Annotated in this window: 20 protein-coding genes; 7 read left to right on the top strand and 13 right to left on the bottom strand. The window is 71.5% G+C overall.

Annotated elements, in window-relative coordinates:
- Window positions 1-137 precede the first annotated feature (137 nt).
- Both AW273_RS21270 and AW273_RS36455 read left to right on the top strand, forming a co-directional pair.
- Window positions 138-2,735 carry a bifunctional acetate--CoA ligase family protein/GNAT family N-acetyltransferase gene (locus AW273_RS21270; protein ID WP_062350587.1) on the top strand — a complete coding sequence of 866 codons (2,598 nt, stop codon included), beginning with the start codon at window positions 138-140 and terminating at the stop codon, window positions 2,733-2,735.
- Window positions 2,736-2,824: 89 nt separating this feature from the next.
- On the top strand, window positions 2,825-4,381 hold the full coding sequence (locus AW273_RS36455) for an Acg family FMN-binding oxidoreductase (protein WP_083949915.1): 1,557 nt from the start codon (window positions 2,825-2,827) through the stop codon (window positions 4,379-4,381).
- 2 nt (window positions 4,382-4,383) lie between these two features.
- Here AW273_RS36455 and AW273_RS21260 read toward each other — a convergent pair whose 3' ends face one another.
- Genes AW273_RS21260 through AW273_RS21250 form a run of 3 tightly spaced genes read right to left on the bottom strand, consistent with a single transcriptional unit; the run spans window position 4,384 to window position 6,573 of the window.
- Window positions 4,384-4,851: a CBS domain-containing protein gene (locus tag AW273_RS21260; RefSeq protein WP_062350582.1), complete on the bottom strand. Its 468-nt coding sequence runs from the start codon at window positions 4,849-4,851 to the stop codon at window positions 4,384-4,386.
- Window positions 4,848-5,702, bottom strand: a complete 855-nt coding sequence (locus AW273_RS21255; RefSeq protein ID WP_062350579.1) for a universal stress protein — start codon at window positions 5,700-5,702, stop codon at window positions 4,848-4,850. The genes AW273_RS21260 and AW273_RS21255 overlap by 4 nt, the downstream gene beginning before the upstream one ends.
- Before the next feature lie 25 nt (window positions 5,703-5,727).
- On the bottom strand, window positions 5,728-6,573 hold the full coding sequence (locus tag AW273_RS21250; RefSeq protein ID WP_062350574.1) for a universal stress protein: 846 nt from the start codon (window positions 6,571-6,573) through the stop codon (window positions 5,728-5,730).
- Between the two features lie 119 nt (window positions 6,574-6,692).
- Here AW273_RS21250 and AW273_RS21245 point away from each other — a divergent pair, with 119 nt between their 5' ends.
- On the top strand, window positions 6,693-8,366 hold the full coding sequence (locus AW273_RS21245; protein ID WP_062350570.1) for a SulP family inorganic anion transporter: 1,674 nt from the start codon (window positions 6,693-6,695) through the stop codon (window positions 8,364-8,366).
- Window positions 8,367-8,425: 59 nt separating this feature from the next.
- Complete coding sequence (locus AW273_RS21240; protein ID WP_062350567.1) at window positions 8,426-9,271, top strand: universal stress protein; 846 nt, start codon at window positions 8,426-8,428, stop codon at window positions 9,269-9,271.
- Window positions 9,272-9,296: 25 nt separating this feature from the next.
- On the opposite strand, the gene AW273_RS21235 is transcribed toward AW273_RS21240, so the two are convergent.
- From AW273_RS21235 to AW273_RS21200, 8 genes are all read right to left on the bottom strand, one after another.
- A complete protein-coding gene (locus AW273_RS21235; RefSeq protein WP_062350564.1) occupies window positions 9,297-9,929 on the bottom strand; it encodes a CBS domain-containing protein in 633 nt (210 codons plus the stop codon).
- Between the two features lie 10 nt (window positions 9,930-9,939).
- On the bottom strand, window positions 9,940-10,791 hold the full coding sequence (locus AW273_RS21230; RefSeq protein ID WP_062350561.1) for a universal stress protein: 852 nt from the start codon (window positions 10,789-10,791) through the stop codon (window positions 9,940-9,942).
- Window positions 10,788-13,517, bottom strand: a complete 2,730-nt coding sequence (locus AW273_RS21225) for a cation-translocating P-type ATPase (protein WP_062350558.1) — start codon at window positions 13,515-13,517, stop codon at window positions 10,788-10,790. The genes AW273_RS21230 and AW273_RS21225 overlap by 4 nt, the downstream gene beginning before the upstream one ends.
- A gap of 181 nt (window positions 13,518-13,698) precedes the next feature.
- Window positions 13,699-15,024, bottom strand: a complete 1,326-nt coding sequence (locus AW273_RS21220) for a PP2C family protein-serine/threonine phosphatase (protein ID WP_083949923.1) — start codon at window positions 15,022-15,024, stop codon at window positions 13,699-13,701.
- A 132-nt stretch (window positions 15,025-15,156) separates the two neighbouring features.
- Window positions 15,157-16,371: a hypothetical protein gene (locus tag AW273_RS21215; protein ID WP_062350555.1), complete on the bottom strand. Its 1,215-nt coding sequence runs from the start codon at window positions 16,369-16,371 to the stop codon at window positions 15,157-15,159.
- Entirely contained in the window at window positions 16,368-17,033 is a 666-nt protein-coding gene (locus AW273_RS21210; protein ID WP_062350553.1) for an ABC transporter ATP-binding protein, read from the bottom strand. Before AW273_RS21210 ends, AW273_RS21215 begins: the two co-directional genes overlap by 4 nt.
- On the bottom strand, window positions 17,026-17,532 hold the full coding sequence (locus AW273_RS21205; protein ID WP_062350550.1) for a PadR family transcriptional regulator: 507 nt from the start codon (window positions 17,530-17,532) through the stop codon (window positions 17,026-17,028). Before AW273_RS21205 ends, AW273_RS21210 begins: the two co-directional genes overlap by 8 nt.
- Window positions 17,533-17,548: 16 nt before the next feature.
- Window positions 17,549-18,706: an FAD-dependent oxidoreductase gene (locus AW273_RS21200; protein ID WP_062350547.1), complete on the bottom strand. Its 1,158-nt coding sequence runs from the start codon at window positions 18,704-18,706 to the stop codon at window positions 17,549-17,551.
- 43 nt (window positions 18,707-18,749) lie between these two features.
- On the opposite strand from AW273_RS21200, the gene AW273_RS21195 reads away from it, so the two are divergent.
- Together AW273_RS21195 and nhaA are read left to right on the top strand one after the other, a co-directional pair.
- Entirely contained in the window at window positions 18,750-19,310 is a 561-nt protein-coding gene (locus AW273_RS21195) for a PadR family transcriptional regulator (protein WP_062350632.1), read from the top strand.
- A 61-nt stretch (window positions 19,311-19,371) separates the two neighbouring features.
- Window positions 19,372-21,189 (top strand): Na+/H+ antiporter NhaA, encoded by a 1,818-nt coding sequence (nhaA, locus tag AW273_RS21190; RefSeq protein WP_063910044.1) that lies wholly within the window; start codon window positions 19,372-19,374, stop codon window positions 21,187-21,189.
- Window positions 21,190-21,200: 11 nt separating this feature from the next.
- Here the strand turns inward: nhaA and AW273_RS21185 are convergent, their stop codons facing one another.
- Complete coding sequence (locus AW273_RS21185; protein ID WP_062350629.1) at window positions 21,201-21,404, bottom strand: DUF1918 domain-containing protein; 204 nt, start codon at window positions 21,402-21,404, stop codon at window positions 21,201-21,203.
- A 175-nt stretch (window positions 21,405-21,579) separates the two neighbouring features.
- On the opposite strand from AW273_RS21185, the gene AW273_RS21180 reads away from it, so the two are divergent.
- Window positions 21,580-22,428, top strand: a complete 849-nt coding sequence (locus tag AW273_RS21180; RefSeq protein ID WP_062350539.1) for a universal stress protein — start codon at window positions 21,580-21,582, stop codon at window positions 22,426-22,428.
- A gap of 16 nt (window positions 22,429-22,444) precedes the next feature.
- Here the strand turns inward: AW273_RS21180 and AW273_RS36450 are convergent, their stop codons facing one another.
- Window positions 22,445-23,974: an Acg family FMN-binding oxidoreductase gene (locus tag AW273_RS36450; protein ID WP_083949912.1), complete on the bottom strand. Its 1,530-nt coding sequence runs from the start codon at window positions 23,972-23,974 to the stop codon at window positions 22,445-22,447.
- Window positions 23,975-23,981: the final 7 nt, after the last annotated feature.

Here is a 23,981-nt window from a genome sequence, read left to right as displayed (position 1 = left end):
CCCCTGCCGGACGGGACTTTCGTCCCTGACCGCGGACATCCCTGACCAAAGTCCCTGATCTCGGAGCCGTCCGGCCCTGCGTCGGAGGGGATCGTCGGCGGGAGGCTGAAGGCAGAGCCCGCTAAGGAGTCTTTGCCATGTCCGATGAATGCGACGTCCTGCTGCGTGACGGCGGCATCGCCCATCTCCGCCCTCTCGATCCCGCCGACGCGCCGGACCTGCACGACCTGGTCGAACGTGTCTCCGAAACCTCGGCATACCTGCGGTTCTTCACCGGCGGGCGGGCGACCGCCCATACGTACATGGACCAGATCACCGGGACCGGCCACGACGGCCGGGCCCTGGTCGCCCTGGTGGCGGGACGGCTCGCCGCCGTCGCCGAGTACGTCCCGGCCGGGGACGGCACCGCCGACATCGGCGTTCTCGTGGACGACGCCGTGCACGGCACCGGCCTGGGCACCCTGCTCATCGAACACCTGGCCCTCGCCGCCGCGGCCGAAGGGGTCACCCGGTTCACCGCCGACGTGCTGACCGAGAACAAGGTCATGCTCGACGTGCTCGCCAACGTCGGCCTGCCGATCGAGATCACCCACAGCGGTCCCGAGACCCGCGTGGTCGTGGCGCTCACGGCCGGAAACCGGCTGGCCGGGACCATCGCGGCCCGCGACCACGAAGCCGAACGCGCCTCGTTGCGGCGGGTGCTGGAACCACGCGCCGTGGCCGTGGTCGGCGCCGGGCGCGATCCCGCCTCGGTCGGGCACAAGGTGCTGCGCAACCTGATCGACGGCGGCTTTCCCGGCACGGTCTATCCCGTCAACCCGCACGCCGACGTGATCGCCGGCCGGCCGGCCTATCCCTCGCTGGCCACGCTGCCTGAGCGGGTCGACGTCGTCGTGGTGGCGGTGCCCGCCAAGGCGGTCCTGGACGTGGCCCGGGACTGCGCGGCGACGGGGGTGCGCGGCCTGGTGGTCCTCTCGGCCGGGTTCGCCGAGCAGGACGGCGGGGACGCCGAACACGAACTGCTGACGATCTGCCGGACGGCGGGCATGCGCCTGATCGGCCCCAACTGCCTGGGCATCGTCAACACCGTCGTCCGACTGAACGCCAGTTTCCTGCGCGGCACGCCGGAACCGGGTGGTGTCGCGGTGTTGTCCCAGTCGGGGGCGGTCGGCGCGGTGCTGCTCGACCGGTTGCCGATCTCCTCGTTCGTGTCGGTCGGCAACAAGGCCGACGTGAGCAGCAACGACCTGCTGGAGTACTGGGAGGACGACGAGACCACCCGCGTCATCGCCCTCTACCTGGAGTCGTTCGGCAACCCCCGCAGGTTCGCCCGGATCGCCGCCCGGGTGGGACGGCGCAAGCCGGTTCTGCTGGTCAAGAGCGGCCGTTCGCAGGCCGGTGACCGGGCCGTGCGCTCCCACACGGCCGCCGCCGCGACGCCGGACATCGCCGTGGACGCGCTGGTCCGCGCGGCCGGGGTGATCCGCCTCGACGGCATCCGCGACCTGTACGACACCGCCCGCCTCCTGGAGACGCAGCCGCTGCCCGCCGGGCGGCGGGTCGCCGTCGTCGGCAACTCGGGCGGCCCGGAGGCCATGACGGCCGACGTCTGCGAACGCGCCGGGCTGACCGTTCCGGCCCTCACCCCCGCCGCCCGGCTGCGGCACCGGTTCCCCTCCGCCGCGCTCGGCAACCCGGTCGACCTGGGCGCGGAGGCCTCCGCCGAGGACATCGGGCTGGCGATCGAAAGCGCCCTGGCCGACCCCGAAGTGGACGTGGTCCTGGTCGTCTACACCCCGCCCTTCGGCTCAGGCGCGCCGGCCACCAAGGACGCCATCGCCAAGGCCACCCGTGACGCGCGCAAGCCGGTCATCGCCTGCGTTCTGGGGGAGGACGGTCTCATCGACGGCCGGGTGCCCACCTACGCCTACCCGGAACAGGCCGTGCAGGCGCTGACCCGCGTCGTCGACTACACCGAATGGCGGAACTCGCCCGCGGAGGAGGTGGAGACGGGCGGCTTCGACGACCTCACCGCGCGGGCGCTGCTGCCGGGTGCGGCCCCCGAAGGATGGCTCGACGCCGGCACGATCGACGGCCTGCTCCGGCACTTCGGCATCCCGGCCGTCCAGACGATCCGCGTGCCGGACGCCGACGCGGCGGCCGAGGCCGCCGCGTCCCTGGGCGGTCAGGTGGTGCTGAAGGCGGTCGGCCCCCTCCACAAGAGCGACGTCGGCGGGGTCCGGGTCGGTCTGACCGGCCCGGAGGAGACGCGGGCCGCGTTCGCGGCCATGCGGGAGTCGATCGGCGCCGAGATGACCGGCGCCGTGGTCCAGCCGATGGTGGAACAGGGCATCGAGATCATCGTGGGCGGCGTCAACTATCCGGCCTTCGGCCCGCTGGTCATGGTCGGCATGGGCGGCGTCACCGCCGACCTGCTCGCCGACCGTTCGTTCCGGGTGCCGCCCTTCTCGGCGGCGACCGCCGAGGCGATGATCCGCGAGCTCCGCTCGCACCCCGTCCTGTACGGCTACCGAGGCGGCCCCCCGGTCGACGCCGAGGCGCTGGCGGAGGTCATCAGAAGGGTGGGCCTGCTCATGGACGCCCTCCCGGAGGTCGCCGAACTCGACCTCAACCCGGTGATCGTCACCCCCGGCGGCGCCGTCACCGTCGACGCCCGGATCCGGCTGGCACCGGCCGGACGCCCGCCTTCGCCCTACATCCGCAGGCTCCGCTGACATGGCGTTCGGTCTGCTAGGAAGGAAGAAACAGGACTTCTGCGCATTCTGCCGTCACCCGCTCGCCGAGCATGGGAAGGGTGGTTCGAATGACGATCAAGGTCGGACAGTTGATGGGCCGGGACGCGGTCGCCGTACGGCCGGGCACGCGGCGCGCGGAGATCGTGTCCGCGATGGACAAATACCGGCTCCCCGCCGTCACCGTCCTCGACGCCGAGAGCCGGCCGATCGGTGTCGTTCCCGAGGAGGCTCTGCGTGCCGAGGACGGGTCCCGTGCCGGGCGCACGGCAGAGGAGCTGATGAGATCACCGGCGGTGACGGTCACGCCCGGCGTGACGGCCCGGGAGGCCGCTCGGCTCATGTACTGCCACGAGCTTCGGCAACTGCCTGTGGTCGATCCGGCCGACGGAAGGTTCATGGGGGTGGTGACGCAGGACGACGTGGTTCCGATCTTCGACAGCCTGTCGGAGGAGGTGCGGCGTGAGGTCGACGCGACGATCCGCGAGGCGGCCCACCTTGATCCGAACAGTCTGACGATCTCGGTCGACCAGGGCACGGTCGGCATCAGCGGTGAGGTTCCGGCCGGCACGCCGGTAGCCCATCTGATCGAAGCCGTCCGGGGCGTCGACGGCGTCGTGGAGGTCGACTGCGGCCTGACCTTCCCCACGGGCGAGGGCATGCCCGCCCAGCAAGGCGACGGTCTGGCGGCCGTCGTGGAGGCGGCGACGTGGGCGCCGTCGATCCACAACTCACAACCGTGGTCGTTCGCCATCGACGGCGAGGAGATCTGCCTGCGCTCCGACGCCGACCGGCGGCTTCCCGTGAGCGATCCGCAGGGGCGGGAGTTGACGATCAGTTGCGGTGCGGCGCTGTTCAACATGCAGACGCTGGTGCGCGCGACCGGTCATCGCCCGGTGGTGCGGACGCTGCCCGACCCGGATCGTCCCGGTCTGGTGGCGACCGTGCGCGTCGGTCCCGAGGAGCCGGCGCCGGAGGAGATCTGCGCCCTCCGGGACGAGATCCCCCGGCGGCGCACCCATCGAGGCGGCTTCTCCGATCGGCCCGTACCGGAGGCCGTGCTCGATTCCCTGGTCAGGGCGGCCGCGATGGAGAACGTCCGGCTGATCCCGCTCAGGTCGGCGACCGACGTGACGATCCTGGCCGCGCTGACCACGGTGGCGCAGGAGTCGCAGGCGCGGGATCCGGAGTTCGAGATGGAGATGATCCGCTGGGGGCTGCGTCCCGGCAGTTCGCGCAGAGACGGCGTGCCCGCGGAGGCCTATCCCCGGCGTGACCCGGAAGCCGGGCTGGAGTTCGCGCAGCGCGACTACAGCCGCGGGCAGGGCTGGGGCGGCGAGGTCGGCCAGCGGAGGGAGACGGGAGTGGTGGTGCTGCTCACCACCATCGGTGACGAGCCGGCCGACTGGGTGCAGGCGGGGCAGGCGCTGGAATCGGTGCTCCTGTACGCCTCCTCCCAGGGTGTCCGCGCCGCGTTCCACACCCAGCCGCTGGAATATCCGCTGCTGCGCGAGTTCGTCCGCACCGTACTCTGCTCGGGAGAGCATCCGCAGATCATCCTGCGGCTGGGCTACTGCGCCGGCACACCGCAGGCGTTCCGGCGCCCGCTGGTGGAGGTCCTTTCCTAGTCTCAGGTCACGGGCTCCACCCGGAACAGGGCCGGATGGACGTCGCCGGACGCGCCGGACTCCGGCGTGATCCGGCCGGCGACGGCGCGGAGAATGTCGACCGTGGTGATCACGCCGACGGCCCGGCACTGCTCGTCGACGACCGGGACGGCGTCGTGACCGGAGTCGAGCATCACGGCCGCCACGCCGGCGAGCGGCCGGTTGAGCGGGACGCGGGGCGTGAGCGTCGATTTGATGAGGTCGCCCACCTTGCGGCGGGACAACTCGGCCAGCGTGCCCGAGCAGTTGGTGGCGATGTCCTGCATCGACAGGATCCCGTGTGGCCAGCGGCTGGGGCCGACGACCGGGATGTGGTGGATGCCGCCTTTGCGCATGAGCTCCCAGGCCATGATCGGGGACTCGTCCGGGGTGACCGTGACGACCACCCGGGTCATCACGTCACTGGCGGTGAGCTTCGTCGGGTCGATCATCGTCCGTCCTCCTTCTCGGTGACGATGGCGACCGGGCAGTGGGCCCGGTGCAGCAGGCCGTATCCGACCGATCCCAGAGCGGTCGAGCGGATGACTCCCCGGCCGCGTGAACCGACGATCACCAGGTCGGCCGTGCGGGACTCCTCCGACAACACGTAGACCGGGTGGCCGCAGACACCCGTGTGCTCGACCGGGACGTGCGGGAACTTCTCCGTCCACGGGGCCAGCTGCTGCCAGACGAAGGTCGTCTGCTCGTCGAACATCTTCTGGATCAGGGTGCCGTAGCCGGCGGCGGAGGCGGCCAGCGTCGGGGGTTGCCAGGCGTACACGAGCTTGAGCCGGGCGTCGCGCCGTTCGGCCTCGGCGAAGGCGAAGTCGAGCGCCGTCTCCGACTCCTCGCTGCCGTCGTAACCGGCCACGATCTCCCCGTAGGTGTGCCGGGAGGGCTTGCGGACGACGACGAGGGGAGCGGGGGTGTGGCCGGCGAGGGCCAGGCCGACCGATCCGAGGATCAGGCCGGCGAAGCCGCCCATGCCGCGGCTGCCGATCACGACCTCGTCGGCGCCCATCGCCTCCCGATCGAGCCGGTCGATCACGTCGCCCCTGATCAGATGGGCGCTGATCTCGATGTCCGGGGCGGCGTCCCAGGCCCGGCGCTGGGCCTCGGCGACGATGCCCTCATGGTGCCTGCGCCCCGTCTCGTGGACTTCCCGGTCGCCCATGGTGAGGGGCGGCCACACGTGGATGATGCGCAGCGCGGCGTTCCTGCGGGCCGCGTCGCGCGCCGCGTACTCCACTGCGGCGAGCGAGGGCGCCGATCCGTCGACGCCCACGACGATGGTCGAGGTCATGGTCGTTCTCCCTTCCCGAGGTGTCTCAGTCCGCCATCGCGGCCACGGCGACGGGGCAGGAGGCGTGCCGGAGCACCGGGGCGGCGGTCGTGCCCAGGTGGCCGAAGCGGCGGCGTCCCACCACCACGAGGCCGGCCTGCCTCGACAGGCGGGTCAGGGCCTCACGCGGGGCGTCGAGGGTGACCCTGGCGCTGACCCGGACCTCCGGGTAGCGCTCCTGCCAGGCGGTGAGCGCCTCCGCGAGTTCCTCCTCCGCCAGGGTCAGGTCGGGAACGAGCGGCATCGAGGTGCCGAACGACGGGGCGGTCAGGCCGCACCGGACCGCCACCAGCGGAATCTGCCGGAGCGCGGCCTCGGCGAAGGCGAACTCGACCACCGGCCGGGCTCTCCCTCCGGGTGCCCCGTCGACCCCCACGACGACGGGGCCCGGATCGAGCGGGGCCGGGATGGGGCCCGGTCCGCGTACGACCAGAGCCGGGCAGGCGGCGTAGGCGGCGACGTGGCCGGCGACCGAGCCGATCATCATGGACGGCACCCGGCTCAGCCCCCGGGAGCCGACCACGAGCAGGTCCGCCGCCCCGGACAGGGCCACGAGCTGGTCGCCGGCCGAGCCCTTCCACAACTCGCCCTTGATCTCCGTCACCGAGCTGGTCGCCCGCGCGCACGAGACGCCGTGCCAGAGCACGTGGTCGGCGGCCCGGCGCAGGTGGTCTTCGGCGTCGTCGGTGGCCTCACCGTAGGGCCAGTGCCAGGCGTGGGCGACGGTGAGCGGCAGTTTCCGCATCTCCGCCTCGTCCATGGCCCAGTCCAGGGCCTGCATCGCGAAATCTGAGCCGTCGTAGCCGATGACGACCCCGTTCATCGTGGTCATACGTCTCACCCGCCGTTCTTCGGTTCTCTTCCACTCTCCCCCCACGGCCAGATGGACCCCGGAGCCGGGGTGCCCTTTGAGGCGGGACCCCAGCCCCGCCGGGTGCGAGACTGACAGTCATGATCCATGCGCCGAAAGTGATATCCGACCTGCGGGAATACCGGCGGGCCTGGGTTCGGGGCGATCTGCTCGCCGGGCTCACCGTGGCCGGATACCTGGTGCCGCAGGTGATGGCGTACGCGACCGTGGCCGGCCTGCCTCCGGTGGCCGGGTTGTGGGCGGCGCTTCCGGCGCTGGCGCTCTATCCGCTGTTCGGTTCGTCCAGGCAACTGTCCATGGGGCCCGAGTCGTCGACCGCGCTGATGACCGCTGTCACGATCGGGCCGCTGGCGGCCGGTGATCCCGTCCGGTACGCCCAGTTGGCCGCCGCGCTGGCCATCGTGGTGGGCGTGCTCGCACTGATCTGCTGGTTGTTGCGGATGGGCTTCGTCGCCGATCTGCTTTCCCGTCCGGTCCTGATCGGCTACCTGACGGGTCTCGGCCTCACCATGATCATGAGTCAGCTGGAGCGGATCACGGGGGTCCGCGTCTCGGGGGACACCTTCTTCGAGGAGTTGGCGTCCTTCGCCGTCGGCATCGGTCACCTGGACCTGTGGACGCTGCTGTTCGCCGTGGTCGTGTTGTGCTTCCTCTTTCTGCTGGACCGGCTGCTGCCCGCTTTCCCCGGCCCCCTGCTGGCAGTGTTGCTGGCCACGGTGGTCGTGGCGATGTTCGGGCTGGAAAGGGCCGGTATCGCGGTGATCGGCCGGATCCCCGCCGGGCTACCGGCACCCCAGCTTCCGACTCCCTCCGGATGGAGTGAACTGATCCTGCCCGCGGTCGGGGTGCTGCTCGTCGGCTACAGCGACAACATGCTCACCGGCCGGTCGTTCGCGGCCCGCCGCAACCAGCGCATCGACGCCAACAGGGAGTTGCTCGCCCTGGGGGTCGCCAACCTCGGCGCCGGAGTGCTGCGCGGCTTCCCGATCAGCAGCAGCGGCAGCCGGACCGCCCTCGGCGTGACGGCCGGCGCACGGACTCAGGTCTATTCCCTGGTCAGCCTGGTCGCGGTGGTCGTCGTGCTGGTCGCCGCCGGGCCGCTGCTGGCCTGGTTTCCCGTTGCCGCGCTGGGCGCCATCGTCATCTTCGCCGCGACCCGCCTCATCGACATCGGGCAGTTCCGCCGCCTGCTGGCCTTCCGCCGAAGTGAATTCCTCCTCGCGGCGGCCACCTGCCTGAGCGTGCTGCTCCTCGACATCCTGTACGGGGTGCTCCTCGCCGTCGCCCTGTCGGTCGCCGAGATGCTGGCCCGGATCGCCCGCCCACACGACGCCGTCCTGGGGCTCGTCCCCGGCCTCGCCGGCATGCACGACATCGACGACTACCCCCAGGCCCACACGATTCCCGGTCTCGTCATCTATCGCTACGACTCGCCGCTGTTCTTCGCCAACGCCGAGGACTTCCGCCGTCGCGCCCTGGCCTCGGTCGACGACCATGACGGCCCGGTCCGGTGGTTCGTGCTCAACGTCGAGGCCAACGTGGAGGTCGACATCACCGCTCTGGACGCCGTCGAATCCCTGCGAGCGGAACTCGCCAGGCGCGGGATCGTCTTCGGCTTGGCGCGGGTCAAGCGGGACCTTCGTGAGTATCTGGATTCCTATGGACTGAGCCGGTCGATCGGGGAGGAGTTCCTGTTTCCCACCCTTCCCACCACGGTCGCCGCCTACGAAGAGTGGCGCTCAAGCCACCCCTGAGAACTGGGTCATGTCACAATATGAAGGCAATTGACTACACTGAGCGATTCGAGGATGACGTGATCGTTGTCGGAGTCGACGGGCTGCCGCCCGGTGTCGCGGCGGCCGAATGGGCGGCCAGGGAGGCAGTCCTTCGCGGGGTCCCGTTGAAGATCGTGAACGTCGTTCCCGAATGGTGCCTGCAAGACGGCCTGTCGGGGGGCGTCGCGAGCATCGGCACCTGGATGCGCCAGGGCGGCGAGACCGCGCTCACGGAGGCCGTGCACGCCGCCCGGCACGCCGCGCAGGACGTCGTCACCGGAACCTCGCTGCTCGGCGGCGACCCGCGGCGGAAACTCATCGAGGCCTCCCAGGGGGCCGATCTGCTCGTCATGGGAAGCACGGGACTCGGTTCGCTTCGCGGCCTGCTCATCGGGTCGGTGACACAGGGGGTGGCCGGCCACGCTCACTGTGACGTGGTCGTCGTGCGCGGTGCGAACCCCGAGCCCCACGGGGTGGTGGTCGTCGGCGTCGACGCGTCGGAGGCGCAGGAGACGGTCCTGGACTTCGCGTTCGACGAGGCGGCGACGCACAGGGCCCGCCTGCGTGCCGTGCTCGCCTGGAACTGCCGGCAGATCGCCGCGAACGCGACCGTGGGCGAGGAGCCGGAGATCAGCACGCGGGGCCTGGCGGAGGCGCTGGCGGGCCGCCGGGACAGGTACCCCGACGTCCAGGTGTCGATGGAGGTCGTCGAAGGGCATCCCGTCGACGTGCTGCGCCACGCCGCCGGTTCGGCCGACCTGCTGGTGGTCGGATCGCACGGGCACGGCGTCCTGTCGGGGATGGTGCTCGGGTCGGTCAGCCAGGCGTTGCTGCACCTGGCTCCCTGCCCGATCGCCGTCGTACGGGTCGGGGCCGCGCGCTGACGGCGTCGCCGGCACCGGTGGACCCTCAGTCGGGGTCCCGGTCGCAGTCGATCTCGTCGATCACGTCGACGACCCCGTTCACCTGACGGGTCATCCAGACCGCGATCACGGCGTCCCGCCGGAGGCACATCCGCCCCGAGAGCGTCACCACCCCGTCCACGACGGCGACGTGCACCCGCGTCGTGTCCATCCACAGGGCCCGGTTCAGCACCTCGACCCTGATCTGGCGCTCCAGATCTTCGTCGGAGCGGACGAACACCTTGAGCACGTCATGGCGGCTGACGATGCCCAGCAGGCGCCCGTCGGCGGTCACCACCGGGAGGCTCTTGATCCCGCACGCGTTCATGACGCGGGCCGCCACCGTCACCGACGTCTCCGGCGTGACGGTGATCGCCGGAGCCGACATCAGGTCACCGGCGCTGGTGCCGGCGGCCCGCCAGGTGACGTGGGAGTCGGTGGGCGCCAGGCCGCCCCGGAACTCCTCGGTGCGCAGCAGGTCCGCCTCCGAGACGACGCCGGCCACGCCGCCGCCCGCGTCGAGCACGGGGACCGTCGTCACCCCGTGTTCGAAGAGCTTGGCCGCGACCTCCTTGAAGCAGGTGTCCTCCCGGACCGAGATCACCTGCCAGGTCATGACCTCCTCGACCGTGACAGCCATCGACGCCTCCCTACTTCACGTCGGCCGACACGATGGCGACCGGGCAGTGGGCGTGGTGCAGCAGGCCGTGGCCGACCGAGCCCAGCATCGCCCCCGCGAACGAACCGAGGCCACGACATCCCGCGATCACCAGATCGGCCGTGCGGGACATGTCCGACAGTGCCTCCACCGGGTGCCCGCTCACCCCGGTCTGCGCGGACGCCACGTTGGGATGTTTGCCCTGCCAGGCCATGAACTTCTGCCGCACGAAATCGTTGCGTTCCTCGTACACGCAGTGGATCAGGTTGTCGTATCCGGCGCCCAGGGAGGTGAACGACGGCGGTCGCCAGGCGTACACCGCCTCCAGGCCCGCTCCGCGACGATCGGCCTCGGCGAAGGCGAACTCCAGCGCCACGTCGGCGTCCTCGGTCCCGTCGTAGCCGACCAGCACCTTTCCCCGGGTGTCGGCGACGGCCTCGCGCACCACGACGACCGGGCCGGGGGTGCGCCCCGCCAGACCCAGGCCGACCGATCCGAGGACCATGCCGGCGAAGCCCCCCACGCCCCGGGAACCGACCACGATCGTGTCGGCCCTCTCGGCCTCGTCCTTCAACCGGTTGACCACGTCACCGGTGGCCACGCGGGCGCTGATCTCAAGATCGGGCACGCGGGCGCGGGCGCGCCGTTCGGCGGTGGCCAGGACCTGTGCCCCGTGGTCTTGCTCGATCGCGTCCAGATCTCTCAACCGCACGCCCGCCCACGGCTCCCGGACGTACACGATACGGAGCGCTCCACCCCGCCGGGCCGCGTCCTGAGCCGCGTATTCGACGGCGGCGAGCGCGGACACGGATCCGTCGGCTCCGGCGACGATGATCGGACTCATGGTCTGCTCCCTTTCTCGGCACAACTCCTGTCTCCATCCCACAGTGCGGACGGTGCCCGCGCCTGGGGCGAAGGTCCTTCACTTGGGGGACCTCGGCGGCCCGCCCACCGCCGCAGTTCGTCCGACCCCCAGATGAGGACGGGGAAGCACAGGACGAGCAGCAGGACGTCGAGGGGGAGGGCCGCCGTACCGAACAGCCGCTGGAGAGGCGGCAGGTAGATCAGCGCGGCGGCGAAGGCCACCTCCACGGCGATCCCGCCCAGCAACATCGGATTGGTGAACGGGCCCACCTGGCGCAGGGAGGCGTGCTCCGTCCGGACCGCCATGGCGGTGCCGATCTGGCAGGCAACCAGGCCCGCGAAGGTCGCGGTCGTGGCGGTCAGGTAGGCGTGGTGCAACGGGGCGCCCACACCGGTCGGGTCGCCGGGCCGCCAACCGGCCCGCCACAACACGTAGAAGAAGGCGGTCATGACCAGGATCGCGGAGAGGACGCCGATGGTTCCCCAGGCCCGCAGCAACATCCGCCGCGAGATGACGCCGTGGGACCGGGAGCGGGGAGGCCGGGACATGATGCCGGGTTCGGCCGGTTCGCGGCCGAGCGCGAGCGCGGGCAGGGTGTCGGTGCCCAGGTCGATGGCGAGGATCTGGAGCACCGTCAGCGGAATGGGGACGGCGCCGCCGCTCAGCGCGAACACCAGGAACGGCACGATCTCCGGTACGGCGTGGGCGAAGATGTACTGGATGAACTTGCGGACGTTGTCGTAGACCCGCCGCCCCGACTCGATGGCCGTGACGATGGTGGCGAAGCTGTCGTCGGTGAGCACCATGGTGGCCGCCTCACGGGCCACGCCCGTGCCCGAGCGGCCCATCGCCACCCCGATGTCCGCCCGGTGGAGGGCGGGGGCGTCGTTGGCGCCGTCCCCGGTCATCGCCACGACCCGGCCCTGTGCGCGCAGGGCGTCGGCGATCTTCAGCTTGGTCTCCGGCGACGACCGGGCGAAGACGACCTCGGCCTGCCCGCCCAGCAGCCGGTCCAGGGCGGCGTCGTCCAGGGTTTCCGAGTCGGCCACCGTCACCAGGTCCGGTGCGCCGATGCCGACCTCCCGGGCCACCGCCGTCGCGGTGATGCCGTTGTCGCCGGTCACGACGTGTACCCGGAGCCCGGCGGTGTGGCAGCGGCGCACCGCGTCGGCGACCTCGGGGCGGGGCGGGTCGTAGAGGCCGACCAGGCCCACCAGGCGCAGGTCCCGCTCGGCGTCCTGGCGTTGCCGCGGCACCTCGCCCGGCGCGAGGTCCCGGACCGCGACCGCCAGGACCCGCAGTCCACGCCCGGCCATGTCCGCGACGGCCGCCAGAACCCGCTGCCGGGCGGGGCCTCCCGAGGGCGGATCGTCCGTGCGGGCCAGCACCGCCTCGGGGGCGCCCTTCACGACCACTGTGGGCCGGCCCGGCTCGGTGGTCACCACGGACATCAGCCGTCGACGGGCGTCGAACCGGAACAGGGCCAGGCGCCGGGCGTCCCGGCCCGCGGTCCCGCCCTCCCGGCCCTCGGCCCAGCCGGTGCACCCTTCCACCAGGGCGATCTCGGTGGGGTCGCCGACGAGCCCCTGCTCGGCGTGGTCGACCGTGGTGCATTCGGCCGCCGCCCGTCCCAGCCGGCCCTTTCCGGCGTCGTCCGGGGTCCAGAGCGCGCGCAGCCGCATCTGGTTGGCCGTCAGCGTGCCGGTCTTGTCGGTGCAGATCACGTCGGTCGAGCCCAGGGTCTCGACCGCGCTCAGCCGCTTGACCACCGCCCCCTGCCGGGCCAGCACCCGTACTCCGACGGCCAGGGCGAGCGTGATCGTCGGCAGCAGTCCTTCCGGTACGTTGGCCACCAGCAGCCCGATCGCGAACAGCAGCGCATCCGCGAGCGGCAGCCCGGCCAGCGCCCCCACCAGGAGGAACACGGCACCCATCCCGATCGCCACGGCGGCGATCAGCCAGGCGACCCGCTGAACCTGGCGCTCCAGCGGACTGGTCTCGCGGCGGGCGCGCTGGCTGAGCGCGGCGATCCGGCCCAGCTCCGTGTGGCCGCCGGTGGCGAACACGACCCCCTTGGCCTGCCCGCCCGTGCACATGGTGCCGCTGAAGACGAGGTTCGGCTCCCTGAGCGCGGGCAGCCCCTCCTCGGAGTCGGCCGCCACCCGGTCCACCGGAGCCGACTCGCCCGTCAACATCGACAGGTCGACCTCCAGCGCACCCTCGACCAGGCGCGCGTCGGCCGGCACCTTGTCGCCCTCGTCGAGGACGAGCAGATCTCCGCGCACCAGGTCGCGGGCGTCCACCGTGCGATCTTGACCGTCGCGCACCACCCGGGCGTGTTCGGGCAGGTATTGGGCCAGTTCCTCGACCGCCCGCTCGGCCTGCCGCTCCTGGAGCAGGGCGAAGGCCGCGTTGAGCGCGACGACGGCCAGGATGGCCCAGCCCAGGACCGCCGTGCCCGCCACGAACGCGAGGGCTCCGGCACCCCAGAGCAGCAGCGCCAGAGGATGCACGAGTTGCACGACCACCTCGTGTGCCAAGGACGCGTGTTCCCGGCGGCGCACCTCGTTGGGCCCATAGGCGACCAGGCGCCGGGCGGCCTCCCGGTCGGACAACCCGCCGGAGCCGGTGCCGAGGTCGGTGAACAGCCGTGGCAGCGGCTCACACGGGTCGGGCTCCGGGCAGAGCCCAGACGGCGAGGCCATCACCGAACGCGGCGGCGGGGCCGCCGAACGACGGCGTCGGACCCTCGCTGGATCATCGCCTTCACGTCGCGCCTCCCGTTCTTCTATGGCGGGCCAGCCGATCCAATGTGCCCATTTCCTCTGGAAGAGGATGGAAGTCCTGCGTAGGGAAGCCGTTTGGTAAAAACGCCCACGATCGCAGTCAGTTGGGCGGGGTGCGGATGGCGAGGATGGCCATGTCGTCCTGGCCGTCGCCGGGATGCCCGTCGATCAGCGCCGTCACCAGGTCGTGCACGGGCAGGGCGGCAGCGTCGGCGGCGAGGGCGGCGAGGCGGTCCATCCCGTCGTCGATGGAGTGCCCGCGGTGCTCGACGAGCCCGTCGGTGAAGAAGATCACCGTGGTTCCCGGAGGCAGGACCCGGCTGTGGTTGTGGCGCGGCCGGGCGACGTCGACGCCGAGGGGCAGATCGGGCCGCACGTGCGGGAAACCCGGCGGCCGGCCGGGAACGAGCAGCAGCGGCGGGAGGTGGCCCGCCGTGCTCCAGCGCAGGGTCCAGCCCTCGCAGGCCGGTTCGATGCGGGCCAGGCAGGCGGTGGTCACGGGGCTGTCGGTGATCGCGTGGACCGTGCGATCGAGCCGGGTGAGGACGGCCCGGGGCGAGGTGCGGTGGTCGTACAGCAGCGCACGCAGCATGTTGCGGATCTGCGTCATGGCGGCGGCGGCCTGGAGGTCGTGCCCGACCACGTCGCCGATGATCGCCGCGCACGCCTGGCCGGGAGCCGGCATGAGGTCGTACCAGTCCCCGCCCACGCGGCTTGGCGCGCAGGCGGGGCGGTAGGCGGCGGCGACGGAGAACGGTTCGACGTGGTCGGGCAGTCGTGGCAGCAGGAGCCGCTGGAAACGTTCGGCGTCCCGGCGGTTCTCCTCATAAAGGCGGGCGTCGTCGATCGCGAGCCCGGCCGCGCCCGCCAGCGCGACGATCAGGCTTTCGTCGTGGACGTCGAAGGGCCGCCCGTCGAGCCGCTCGGAGACGTACAGGTTCCCGAAGATCTCGCCCCGGATGATGATCGGGGCTCCCAGCAGAGTCCGCATCGGCGGATGGCCGGGCGGGAAACCGGCCGATTCCGGGTGGGCGTCGATGGCGTCGACCCGCAGCGGCCTTGGGTTGCTGATCAGGTGGCCGAGCAGGCCGCGTCCGCGAGGAAGCGGCGTGCCGGCCAGATCGGCCCTTTCCTTCTCGGACAACCCCATCGGCACGAACAGGCCGAGGCGCTCGCCGGTCTCGTCGAGCACGCCGAGCGCGCCGTAGCGGGCACCGACCAGGTTCGTCGCGGTCGAGACGATCAATCCCAGCACGACCGACAGGTCCATGTTCCGGCTCAGGACGGCCTCGTACATGTCGTTGAGGCGGTCTTGGGCGCGGGCCAGGGAACTCAACTGCTCGGCTATCCGGTTCAGCTCGGCGCCCAGGCGCAGCCGTGCCCCGAGAAAGGAGGCCTGCTGCGGATCTTCCGCTTTCTCCGCCATCTTGGTCACACCCCCGTGCGGGCCCGGTGGGCCCACTCCAAGGATGTGCCCAGGAAACGGCTGTGACCAGCTACGACGCCTCTTTTTGCCTATCTGGCCCCCCGGACCCGGACGTGCGGCGGAGCTCGTTGATCAGCGCGGCCGTGCGCGGCGCAGCAGAGGGCGTGCCGCCAGGGCGACGAGCACCGCCGCCAGGATTCCCACGCCCGCCATGGCCGCGGCCCTGCCGACCGCCCACCCGAGCGACTGAACCCGGTAGACGTCCATGACGGTCACGACCACCACCGCGACTCCGGAAACGGCCGCCACCACGCACACCGGCGACGCGGCGATGACCGCCTGCCGCACGAGCACCCCGCCCAGTGCCCGCTCGGGCACCCCGGAGGCGGTCAGCGCGGCGAACGGGCGGCGAAGGTCGATCAGTTCCTCCGCCTGGTGCACCACCAGGGCGACCGCCGAGGTCGCCAGGGCCACCAGGAGCGCGACGTCCACCAGCGCGTGGGCCTGGGAGTAGCCGACGAGAGCCTGCTGGGCTCCGGTCCCCGCGCCGAAGAACACCGTCAGGCTCACCACGGACATTGCCCTGGCCCACGCCCGCGGATCAGCCTCGACCAGCCGGGCGGCCAGCAGTGCCTCCGCCGATCGGGCCCGCCGACCCGCCCGGCGGGCGTATGCCCTGATCAGCCAGGTCGCGGCCAGGGTCACGCCGAACAGCAGCAGTACCAGGCCCGCTGTTATGGCCACTGCGGATCCGTACTTCCCGACGAGTGGAAAACGGCCCTTCACCACGGCTCCGAGGACGAAGAGGCCGACGCCCGCCACGACCAGGACCAGGTCGCGCACGCGCGGCCCCCGCACGCGCGCCCGGCGGATCACTCCCAGCGGGGAGGCGACGACGTGCCGGCCGGCGCGTGCCCCGGACAGGATCCCGCCGAGCGTCACCACGGCCACGACCACCGGCACCTGCGGCAGCGGGCCGGAGAGGTGCGTGACCACGTAGAGCACACCGCCGCCCAGCGAGCCGGCCAGTGCCAGCGCGCCTCCTTCGAGGGCGCCCAACTGTCGCACGTCACCCGGCGTCGCCCCGGCCAGCCGCAGGGCGGCCAGCCGCCGTTCCCTGGTGGCCGAGGCCAGCCGGTTGGCCTGGTGGACCAGGCCGGCGACCGGCACGGCCAGCAGGGCCAGGCCGAGGCCCGTCAGGGAACCCCCCTCGTCCTGGTAGTCGGCCAGGCTGACGGCCAGGCAGACCAGGAACGTCGCCGCCGCCGCGCCGGCGGCGACCAGCCGGGCGCGCACCCGTTCGGCCCGGGAGCGTCCCCTGTGCAACATCCGCAGCACCGTGATCATCGTCGCACCCCTGCCAGCACGGCTCCGTCGCGCAGGGCGATCTCGCGGTCGGCGTAGGCGGCCACCCGGTTGTCGTGCGTGACCAGGACGACGGCGGTGCGGCTGCCGCGGGCGGCGCCGATCAGCGCGTTCATGACCTGCTCGCCGCCGATCGTGTCGAGGGCGCCGGTGGGCTCGTCGGCGAAGATCACACGCGGGCCGGTCACCAGCGCCCGCGCCACGGCCACCCGCTGCCGTTGCCCTCCGGACAGCTCACCGGTGCGCCGGTCGGCGCAGTCGGACACCTCCAGGCGGGCCAGCCACTGCGCGGCGACGGTCATCGCCTCCTGCCTGCCGTGCCGGTTGAACAACATCGGCAACGCGACGTTCTCGGCCGCGGTCAGCTCGGGCACCAGCTCGCCGAACTGGAAGACGATGCCGAAGCTCTCGCGCCGGAGCTTGGTCAGATCGGCCTCGGGCAGCGTGTCGATGCGCCTGCCGTCGAGGACGACCTCGCCGGATTCCGGCCGGACGACCCCGGCCAGGCAGTTCAGCAACGTCGACTTGCCCGCGCCGCTCGGTCCCGTGATGGCGACGAGCTCGCCTTCCGCGATCGTCAGGGAGACGTCGGTCAGCGCCCTGGTCTGGCCGAACGACTTGCCCAGGCCTCTGGCCTCAAGCATTGTTGTGCTCCTTCATCCGCGCGAGTGCGGTCTCGATCCAGCGCAGGTCGGCGTCGAGGTGCTGAAGCGCGTAGTCGGCCGCCAGCACCTGGGCGGGCGCGCCGGACGCCTTCTCGGCGGTCAGCTCTCGCATGCGGGCGAGGTGGGCCTCACGTTGGCGCACCAGGTAGCCGTCGGCGGCGTTCCCGGCCACGGCGACCCGGGCGAACAACGGGCTGGAGACGTACGGCGCGGACGGTTCGACGGTGTTCAGCCACCGCTCCAGCTCCGCCTGGCCGTTGTCGGTGATCGCGTACAGGGTGCGTTCGGGGCCGCCCTCCTGCTGGGTCTCGACCACCTCCGCCAGGCCGTCGCGCTCCAGGCGTTGCAGCGTGGCGTAGACCTGCCCGTACGCCAGCGGCTTGGCGCCGGCGAGACGGTGATCGTGCTCCTTCTTGAGCTCGTAGCCATGTTTCGGGCGCTCGACGAGGAGACCAAGTAGCACATGACCGGTTGTCATGCGGGCGACTATACACTCAGTGAATAGTTGCCTCGTCCCAGGTGATGCGGTGGTCGTACATCCAGGACAGGGCGCCTCGTCTGGCGACCTGGCGGAGCACCACCGGCAGGATCAGGTCGCGGACGAGGGCCCCGAACGGGCCCGGCGCCTTGCCGTCGCCGTTGCGTTTGCCCTGTGCGACGACGCGCTCCACGCGGCCCCGGCGGATGTGCTCGTAGGCCGCGAAGGCCTCCGGGGGCTCGTGGTCGCGCAGGCATTTGGCCAGCACGACCGCGTCCTCGATGGCCATCGACGCGCCCTGGCCCGACGAGGGCGAGGTCGCGTGTGCGGCGTCGCCGACGATCACCATGTGGGAGTTCGACCAGGTCGGGACGGTCGGCAGGTCGTAGGTGTTCCACGCCGGGAGCATGCGCGGGGTCGCGGCGATGATGTCGCGCATCGGGCCCTCGTCGTCGCGGAACAGGTCGATCAGCGCCGCCGGGGTGACGGCCGCCAGGTCGGCGGCGGTGGGCTCCTTCGGGCTGGCGGGGTTGGCGAACCACCAGACCTCGCCGTCCGGGTGGATCAGGTAGCCGAAGAAGCATTGCCTGCCGAAGACGAAGTAGCTGACGCCGGGGCGTCCCGGCGGCCTGACCCCCTCGGCGAATCCGCCCGTGTTGAGCAGCCCCAGGTGCCGGGGGCGGGGTGCGCCGGGGTCGATGATGCGGCGGGTGCGCGAGCGCAGCCCGTCGGCGCCGATGAGCAGCGCGCCGTCGGCGGTGGTGCCGTCTTCGAACCGGGCCTGTACGCCCCCGCTCACGACGGCCGCCTCGGTCAGCCGTTTGCCGTATTCGACGGTCACGCCGCGTCGGGCGGCCTCGTCGCGCAGGGCGCCGTAGAGGTCGCCGCGCCGGAGGGTGCGGCTGGGTTGCCGGGTGACGGCCAGCTCGCGGCCCTTGGCGTTGACGATGACGCCCTCGGGCGTGTCCATGCCCAGGCCGATCACCAGGTCGCGCAGGTCGAGCACCCGCAGCGCCTCCAGCCCGTTCTCCGCCAGGGTGAGGAACGCCCCGACGCCGTCGGAGCTTCGGTCGTACGCCTCGAACAGGCGCACTCCGAGCCCGGCCTTCCGGAGCGCCATGGCCGTGACCGGCCCCGCGATGCCACCACCGATGATCAAAGCTTGCTTGGTCATAATATGACTATACATAAAATGACTAACAAATACGATGGCCGCCATGAAACCCCGGCGATCTCCTCTGGCGATGGCGGTGCTCTCACTGGTCGTGGAGACGCCGATGCACGCCTATCGCATGCAGCAGTTGATCAAGGAGCGCCACAAGGACGACGTCGTCAACGTCGCGCAGCGCAACAGCGTCTACCAGACGATCGACCGGCTGCTCCGCGATGGCCTGATCACCGTGCGGACGACGGCTCGCGAGGAGAACCGGCCCGAGCGCACCGTCTACGAACCCACCGCCGACGGCCGCGACACGCTCCGCGAGTGGATGCGGGCCATGCTCTCCACGCCGAAGCCCGAGTTCCCCGAGTTCCCGGCCGCGCTGGCCTTCCTGCCGGTCGTGACCGTCGACGAGGCCGTCGAGGCGCTGACCGAACGGCTGACCACTCTGGAAACCCGCGTCGCGGCCCTCGACGCCGAGCTCACGGACGGCGCGACCTTCCTGCCGCGGGTGTTCCTGGTGGAGACCGAATATCAGCGGACCGTGGTGGCCGCCGAGGCCGAATATGTCCGCCGACTGCTCGGCGACCTGCGAAGCGGCGAGATCCACTGGCCCTGACGGCCCGTTGTTTTGCCCGGACGTTGCGGTCGGTGCCCAGGTCGGAGCGGTATCGCCCCCTATGATCGAGGCTTCTATGTTGCGGGCGTTCTTCAGGACCGAGGCGGGCAGCACGAGCGTGCTGCTCGGGGCCACCCTTGTGGCGCTGCTGTGGGCCAACTCCCCGTGGGGCGACACCTATGAGGCGTTCTGGCACCTGGAAGCCGGGTTGTCGTTCGGCGACGCGGTCTTCTCGCTCGATCTGCGCCACTGGGTCAACGACGGGTTCATGACCCTGTTCTTCTTCCTCATCGGCCTGGAGATCTCCTACGAGGTGCGCCTCGGCCAGCTCACCGACCGGCGGCTGCTGGCCGTCCCGGCGGTCGCCGCGTTCGGGGGGCTCGTCGTGCCGGCGGTGGTCTACCTGGCGTTGAACGCGGGCGGGCCGGGGGCGGGCGGCTGGGGGGTGCCGATCGCCACCGACACGGCGTTCGTGCTGGGGGTGCTGGCCGTCGTGGGGGCGCGGTGTCCCGAGCCGTTGCGGGCGTTCCTGCTGACGCTCGCGATCGTGGACGACGTGCTGGCCATCATCGTCATCGCCGTCTTCTACACCGAGGACCTGTCGATGGCGTCGCTGTTCACGGCGGCGGCGCTGCTGGCCGCGATCGTGATGCTGCGCTGGCTGAAGATCTGGCGGGCGCCGGCGTACATCGTGCTGGGGTTCGCGTTGTGGGTGGCCACGCTGGAGAGCGGGGTGCATCCCACGCTGATCGGCATCGCGCTCGGGGTGCTGGTCTTCGTGTACGCGCCCAGCGACTACAAGCTGATGACGGCGGGCGAGGCCGTCCACGAGTTCACCGCCGACCCCAGCGCGCGCGGGGCCCGGAGGGCGGCGCGCAAGGTGCAGGCGGCGGTCTCGGTCAACGAGCGGCTGCAGCTCAGGATCAGCCCGTGGAGCAGCTACCTGATCGTGCCGGTGTTCGCGCTGGCCAACGCGGGGGTGGTGCTCGACGCCGAGTCGCTGCGGCGGGCGGTCACCTCGCCGATCACGATCGGCGTCGTGCTCGGGCTGCTGCTGGGCAAGTTCGTCGGCATCGCCTTCGGCACGTGGTTGCCGCTGCGGCTGAAGTGGGGGGTGCTGCCGGGCAACCTGGTGTGGGGGCAGTTGCTGGGCGGCGCGGCCGTCTCGGGCATCGGGTTCACGGTGTCGCTGTTCATCGTCGGACTGGCCTTCGATGATCCGGCGGTGCAGAGCCAGGCCAAGATCGGCATCCTGGCCGGCTCGTTGTTGTCCGCGCTGGCGGGCTGGTTGATCTTCCGGATGGCCTGGGACAGGGGAGGCGTGTGCGCGCCGCCCGAGGCGGCCCTCGAACCGGTCGAGGAACTGCCGGTCGTGCTCTCGGAGTCGGTCGGCCCCGGCGACCACGTGCGTGGCCCCGCCGTCCACAAGGTCACGATCGTCGAGTACGGCGACTTCGAGTGCCCCTACTGCGGACGGCTGCATCCGATCATGGAGGAACTGCTCGCCAGGCACCGGACGACCCGGCTGGTGTTCCGGCACTTCCCGCTGCGCACCATCCACCCCAGGGCGGTGCCGGCCGCGCTGGCCGCCGAGGCCGCGGGGGCCGAGGGGAAGTTCTGGGAGATGCACGACACGCTGTTCGCCAACCAGCGGTTCCTGACCGACGACGACCTGGCCCGCTACGCCGCCGACATGGGCGTCGAGCCCTGGCCGGACGTGCCGGTCCGGCTCGCCAGGATCGGCCATGACGAGGAGACAGGCCGCGCCAGCGGGGTGCGCGGCACCCCGACGTTGTTCATCAACGGCCTGCGTTACCAGGGCGGCATGGATCTGGAGTCGATCAGCCGGGCGATCAGAGAGGCCGAGCGGCGGCTCTGACCGCCGGGTGCTCAGACCTCCTCCCGCTCCCTCTTGGTCAGCACGTGGGCATCGGGCCCCGGGAACACCAGGGACTCATGGTCGTCGTCCGTCCAGCGGACCAGGTAGGGAGGAGAGCCGTCCGCGTGGCGCACCTCGGTGATCAAGCCGATCTTCCGGGATTCGTGATCGCTGCTGCCCTCGACGATCAGCCAGTCCCCCATAGCGGCCTTCATCGTGTTCTCCATTCTCGACGCCGGGCTCGTCGTCAGATGGGCCTTTCATCCATCGTCCGTCCGGGCCTGTGTGGTGAACGCCAAGAGACGTGAAAAATGCTGCACGGCCCCTGTGGCGACCGGGAGCCGCGGGCGAAAGTGGAGTCATGACCACGCTGAACGAGGGACACGAGCCATGATTCCGATCATCGTCGTGGGCGTGGACGGATCGGCTCCCGCGCTGGCGGCCGTGGAATACGCGGCGCAGGACGCCGCCCGCAGGCACGCCGCCCTGCGGATCGTCCACACACGGTCGGCGGTCGTCCTGGACGGCGAACTGAACACGATGCGCGACAGACACCACCAGCACGTCCTCGCCGAAGCGCAGCGCCGGGCCTGGGAGTGCGCCCCGGACATCCAGATCAGCACCCGGCTCGTCGTTGGGCCGCCCGCGGAACGGCTGAGAGAGGCGGCGCGCGACGCCGACGAGGTCGTGATCGGCAGCCGCGGCAAGGGCGGCTTCGCCGGGCTGATCCTCGGCTCAGTCGGCCTGTCACTGGTGGGTCACGTCCCCGGGCCGGTCGTCGTCGTACGCAAGCCCGCCCGCCACACCTACGGGCAACTCGTCGTCGGGTACGACGGAAGCGACGAGTCGGAGCCGGCGCTGGACTTCGCCTTCAACGAGGCCGACCGGCGCGGCGCCCGCCTCAAACTCGTGTACGCGTGGGAGCCGCCGACGTACGCCGCCTCAGCCGTCGTCTACGGCGCGCTGCTCCAGCAACTGTTCGACGAGCGCGTCACCTTCGTGTGGCAGCGGCTCGCGCCCTGGACGCGCAAGTATCCCCGCGTCCCGGTCGAGCGCACGGCCGTCTGCGGCCACCCCGTCTTCCTGCTGTCGGAGGAGTCGCGCACCTCCGACCTCGTGATCGTCGGCTCGCACGGGCGGGGCGCCCTCGCCTGTGCCGCCCTCGGCTCGGTCGGCCACGGCCTGCTGCACCGGGCGCACTGCCCGGTCGCCGTCGTCGCGGCGGAGGGCCGGCGGTAGGACACCGGCCCCGGTCTCAGGACAGCACCTCGACCAGTGGGCGCCGGACGGCCGGGCTGGTGCCGACCGGGTAGCCCAGGCGGAGGATGACCTGCGGATGTTCTCCGGCGCACAACTCCTGCCGGATGAACTCGCGCAGCAGCGGATATTCGAGCGTCTGGGTGTGGAAGGCGGCGCGGACGCCTCGGGAGGAGGCGTACAGGAGCACCGATTCGAGCGCCTGCCCCGTCTGCACCCAGTCGGCCGGCTCGTCACCGGCGGTGCACAACAGCACCACCACCCCGGTCTCCGTGGGCTGGTCGGCGTCGGCCCCCCAGCCCTGTCCCCGGCTGTAGTCACGCTGCGCGAACTCCAGATGGGCCTCCGGGTCGCTGCGGGGGTAGGCGTCGGCGGGCACCCCGTCTCTGCGCGGGCTGCCGGGACGCAGGCCCCAGCGGATCATCTCCATCTCGAAGTCGGGGTTCCGTCCCTGCGACACCTGGGCCGCCGCGGTCAGCGCGGCCAGGATCCGCACGTCGGTGTCCGGCTGTAGCGGCGCCAGCCGGACGTTCTCCATCGCCGCCAGGCCCACGAGGCGGTCGACGAGATCGCCCGGAACCGGCCGGTCGGAGAAGCCGCCGCGGTGGGTGCGCCGCCGGGGGATCTCGTTCCGGATGGCGCAGATGTCGTCGGGGGCCGGCTCCTCGGGGCCCAGGCGCACCGTGGCGACCAGGCCGGGGCGGTCGGGGTCGGGCAGCGTGTGGATCAGCGGGCGGCGGCCCATGCCGTGCACCGTCGTCCGCATGTTGAACAAGGCCGCGCCGCAACTGATCATCAGCTCCCGGCCCTGGGGGTCGCTGATGGGGAGCCTCCGGTCGGTGTCGGAACGCAGCATGATCTCCTCGCCGTCGATGGCGAACGACCAGGGTTGTGAGTTGTGGATGGACGGCGCCCACATCGCCGCCTCCACGACGCTTTCGAGATCGTCGGGACGGCACGGGGTGAGATCGCAGTCGACGCGCACGACGCCGTCGATTCCGCGAACGGCCTCGATCAGGTGGGAGATCGGCGTGTGGGGGCGGGCCGGTCCGGCGATGCCGACGACGCCCTGGTCCACGGTGATCGTCAGCGTGCCGGGGTCGAGGTCGGTCATCGCCCGGACGGCCTCGACGACCTCCCGCCGGACCTCCTCCGTGAGCGTGTCGAAGACCTGCGTCACCTCCGCCTGCGAGACGACCCCCATGAACCGCCCGTCGGCCGGGTCGACCACGGGGAGCGCCCGCAACCGGTGGCAGTACATGAGACGGCAGGCCTCCCGGGCCGAGACGTCGGGGGTCACCGTCACGGCGGGCGAGGTCATCAGCTTCCCGGCCGTGGGGGCGCGGCGCTCGTCTCCGGCGCGCACGGCCTCCTCGGACACCACACCCACCGGCCGGTTGTCGTCGTCGACGACCGTCACCTCGGCGAGGCCGTAGTGGGACATCGCCGAGGCGATCTCCGCGCGGCGCGTTCCCGGCCGTACGGCGACCGCGTCCCGGCCCATCACCTGTCCGACTTTGATCGACATTGGACCG

The organism is Herbidospora yilanensis, from assembly GCF_001570565.1.
Classification (GTDB): Bacteria; Actinomycetota; Actinomycetes; order Streptosporangiales; family Streptosporangiaceae; genus Herbidospora; species Herbidospora yilanensis.
Note: the sequence above shows the minus strand (reverse complement) of the source record. Positions and strands in the feature narration are given on the sequence as shown.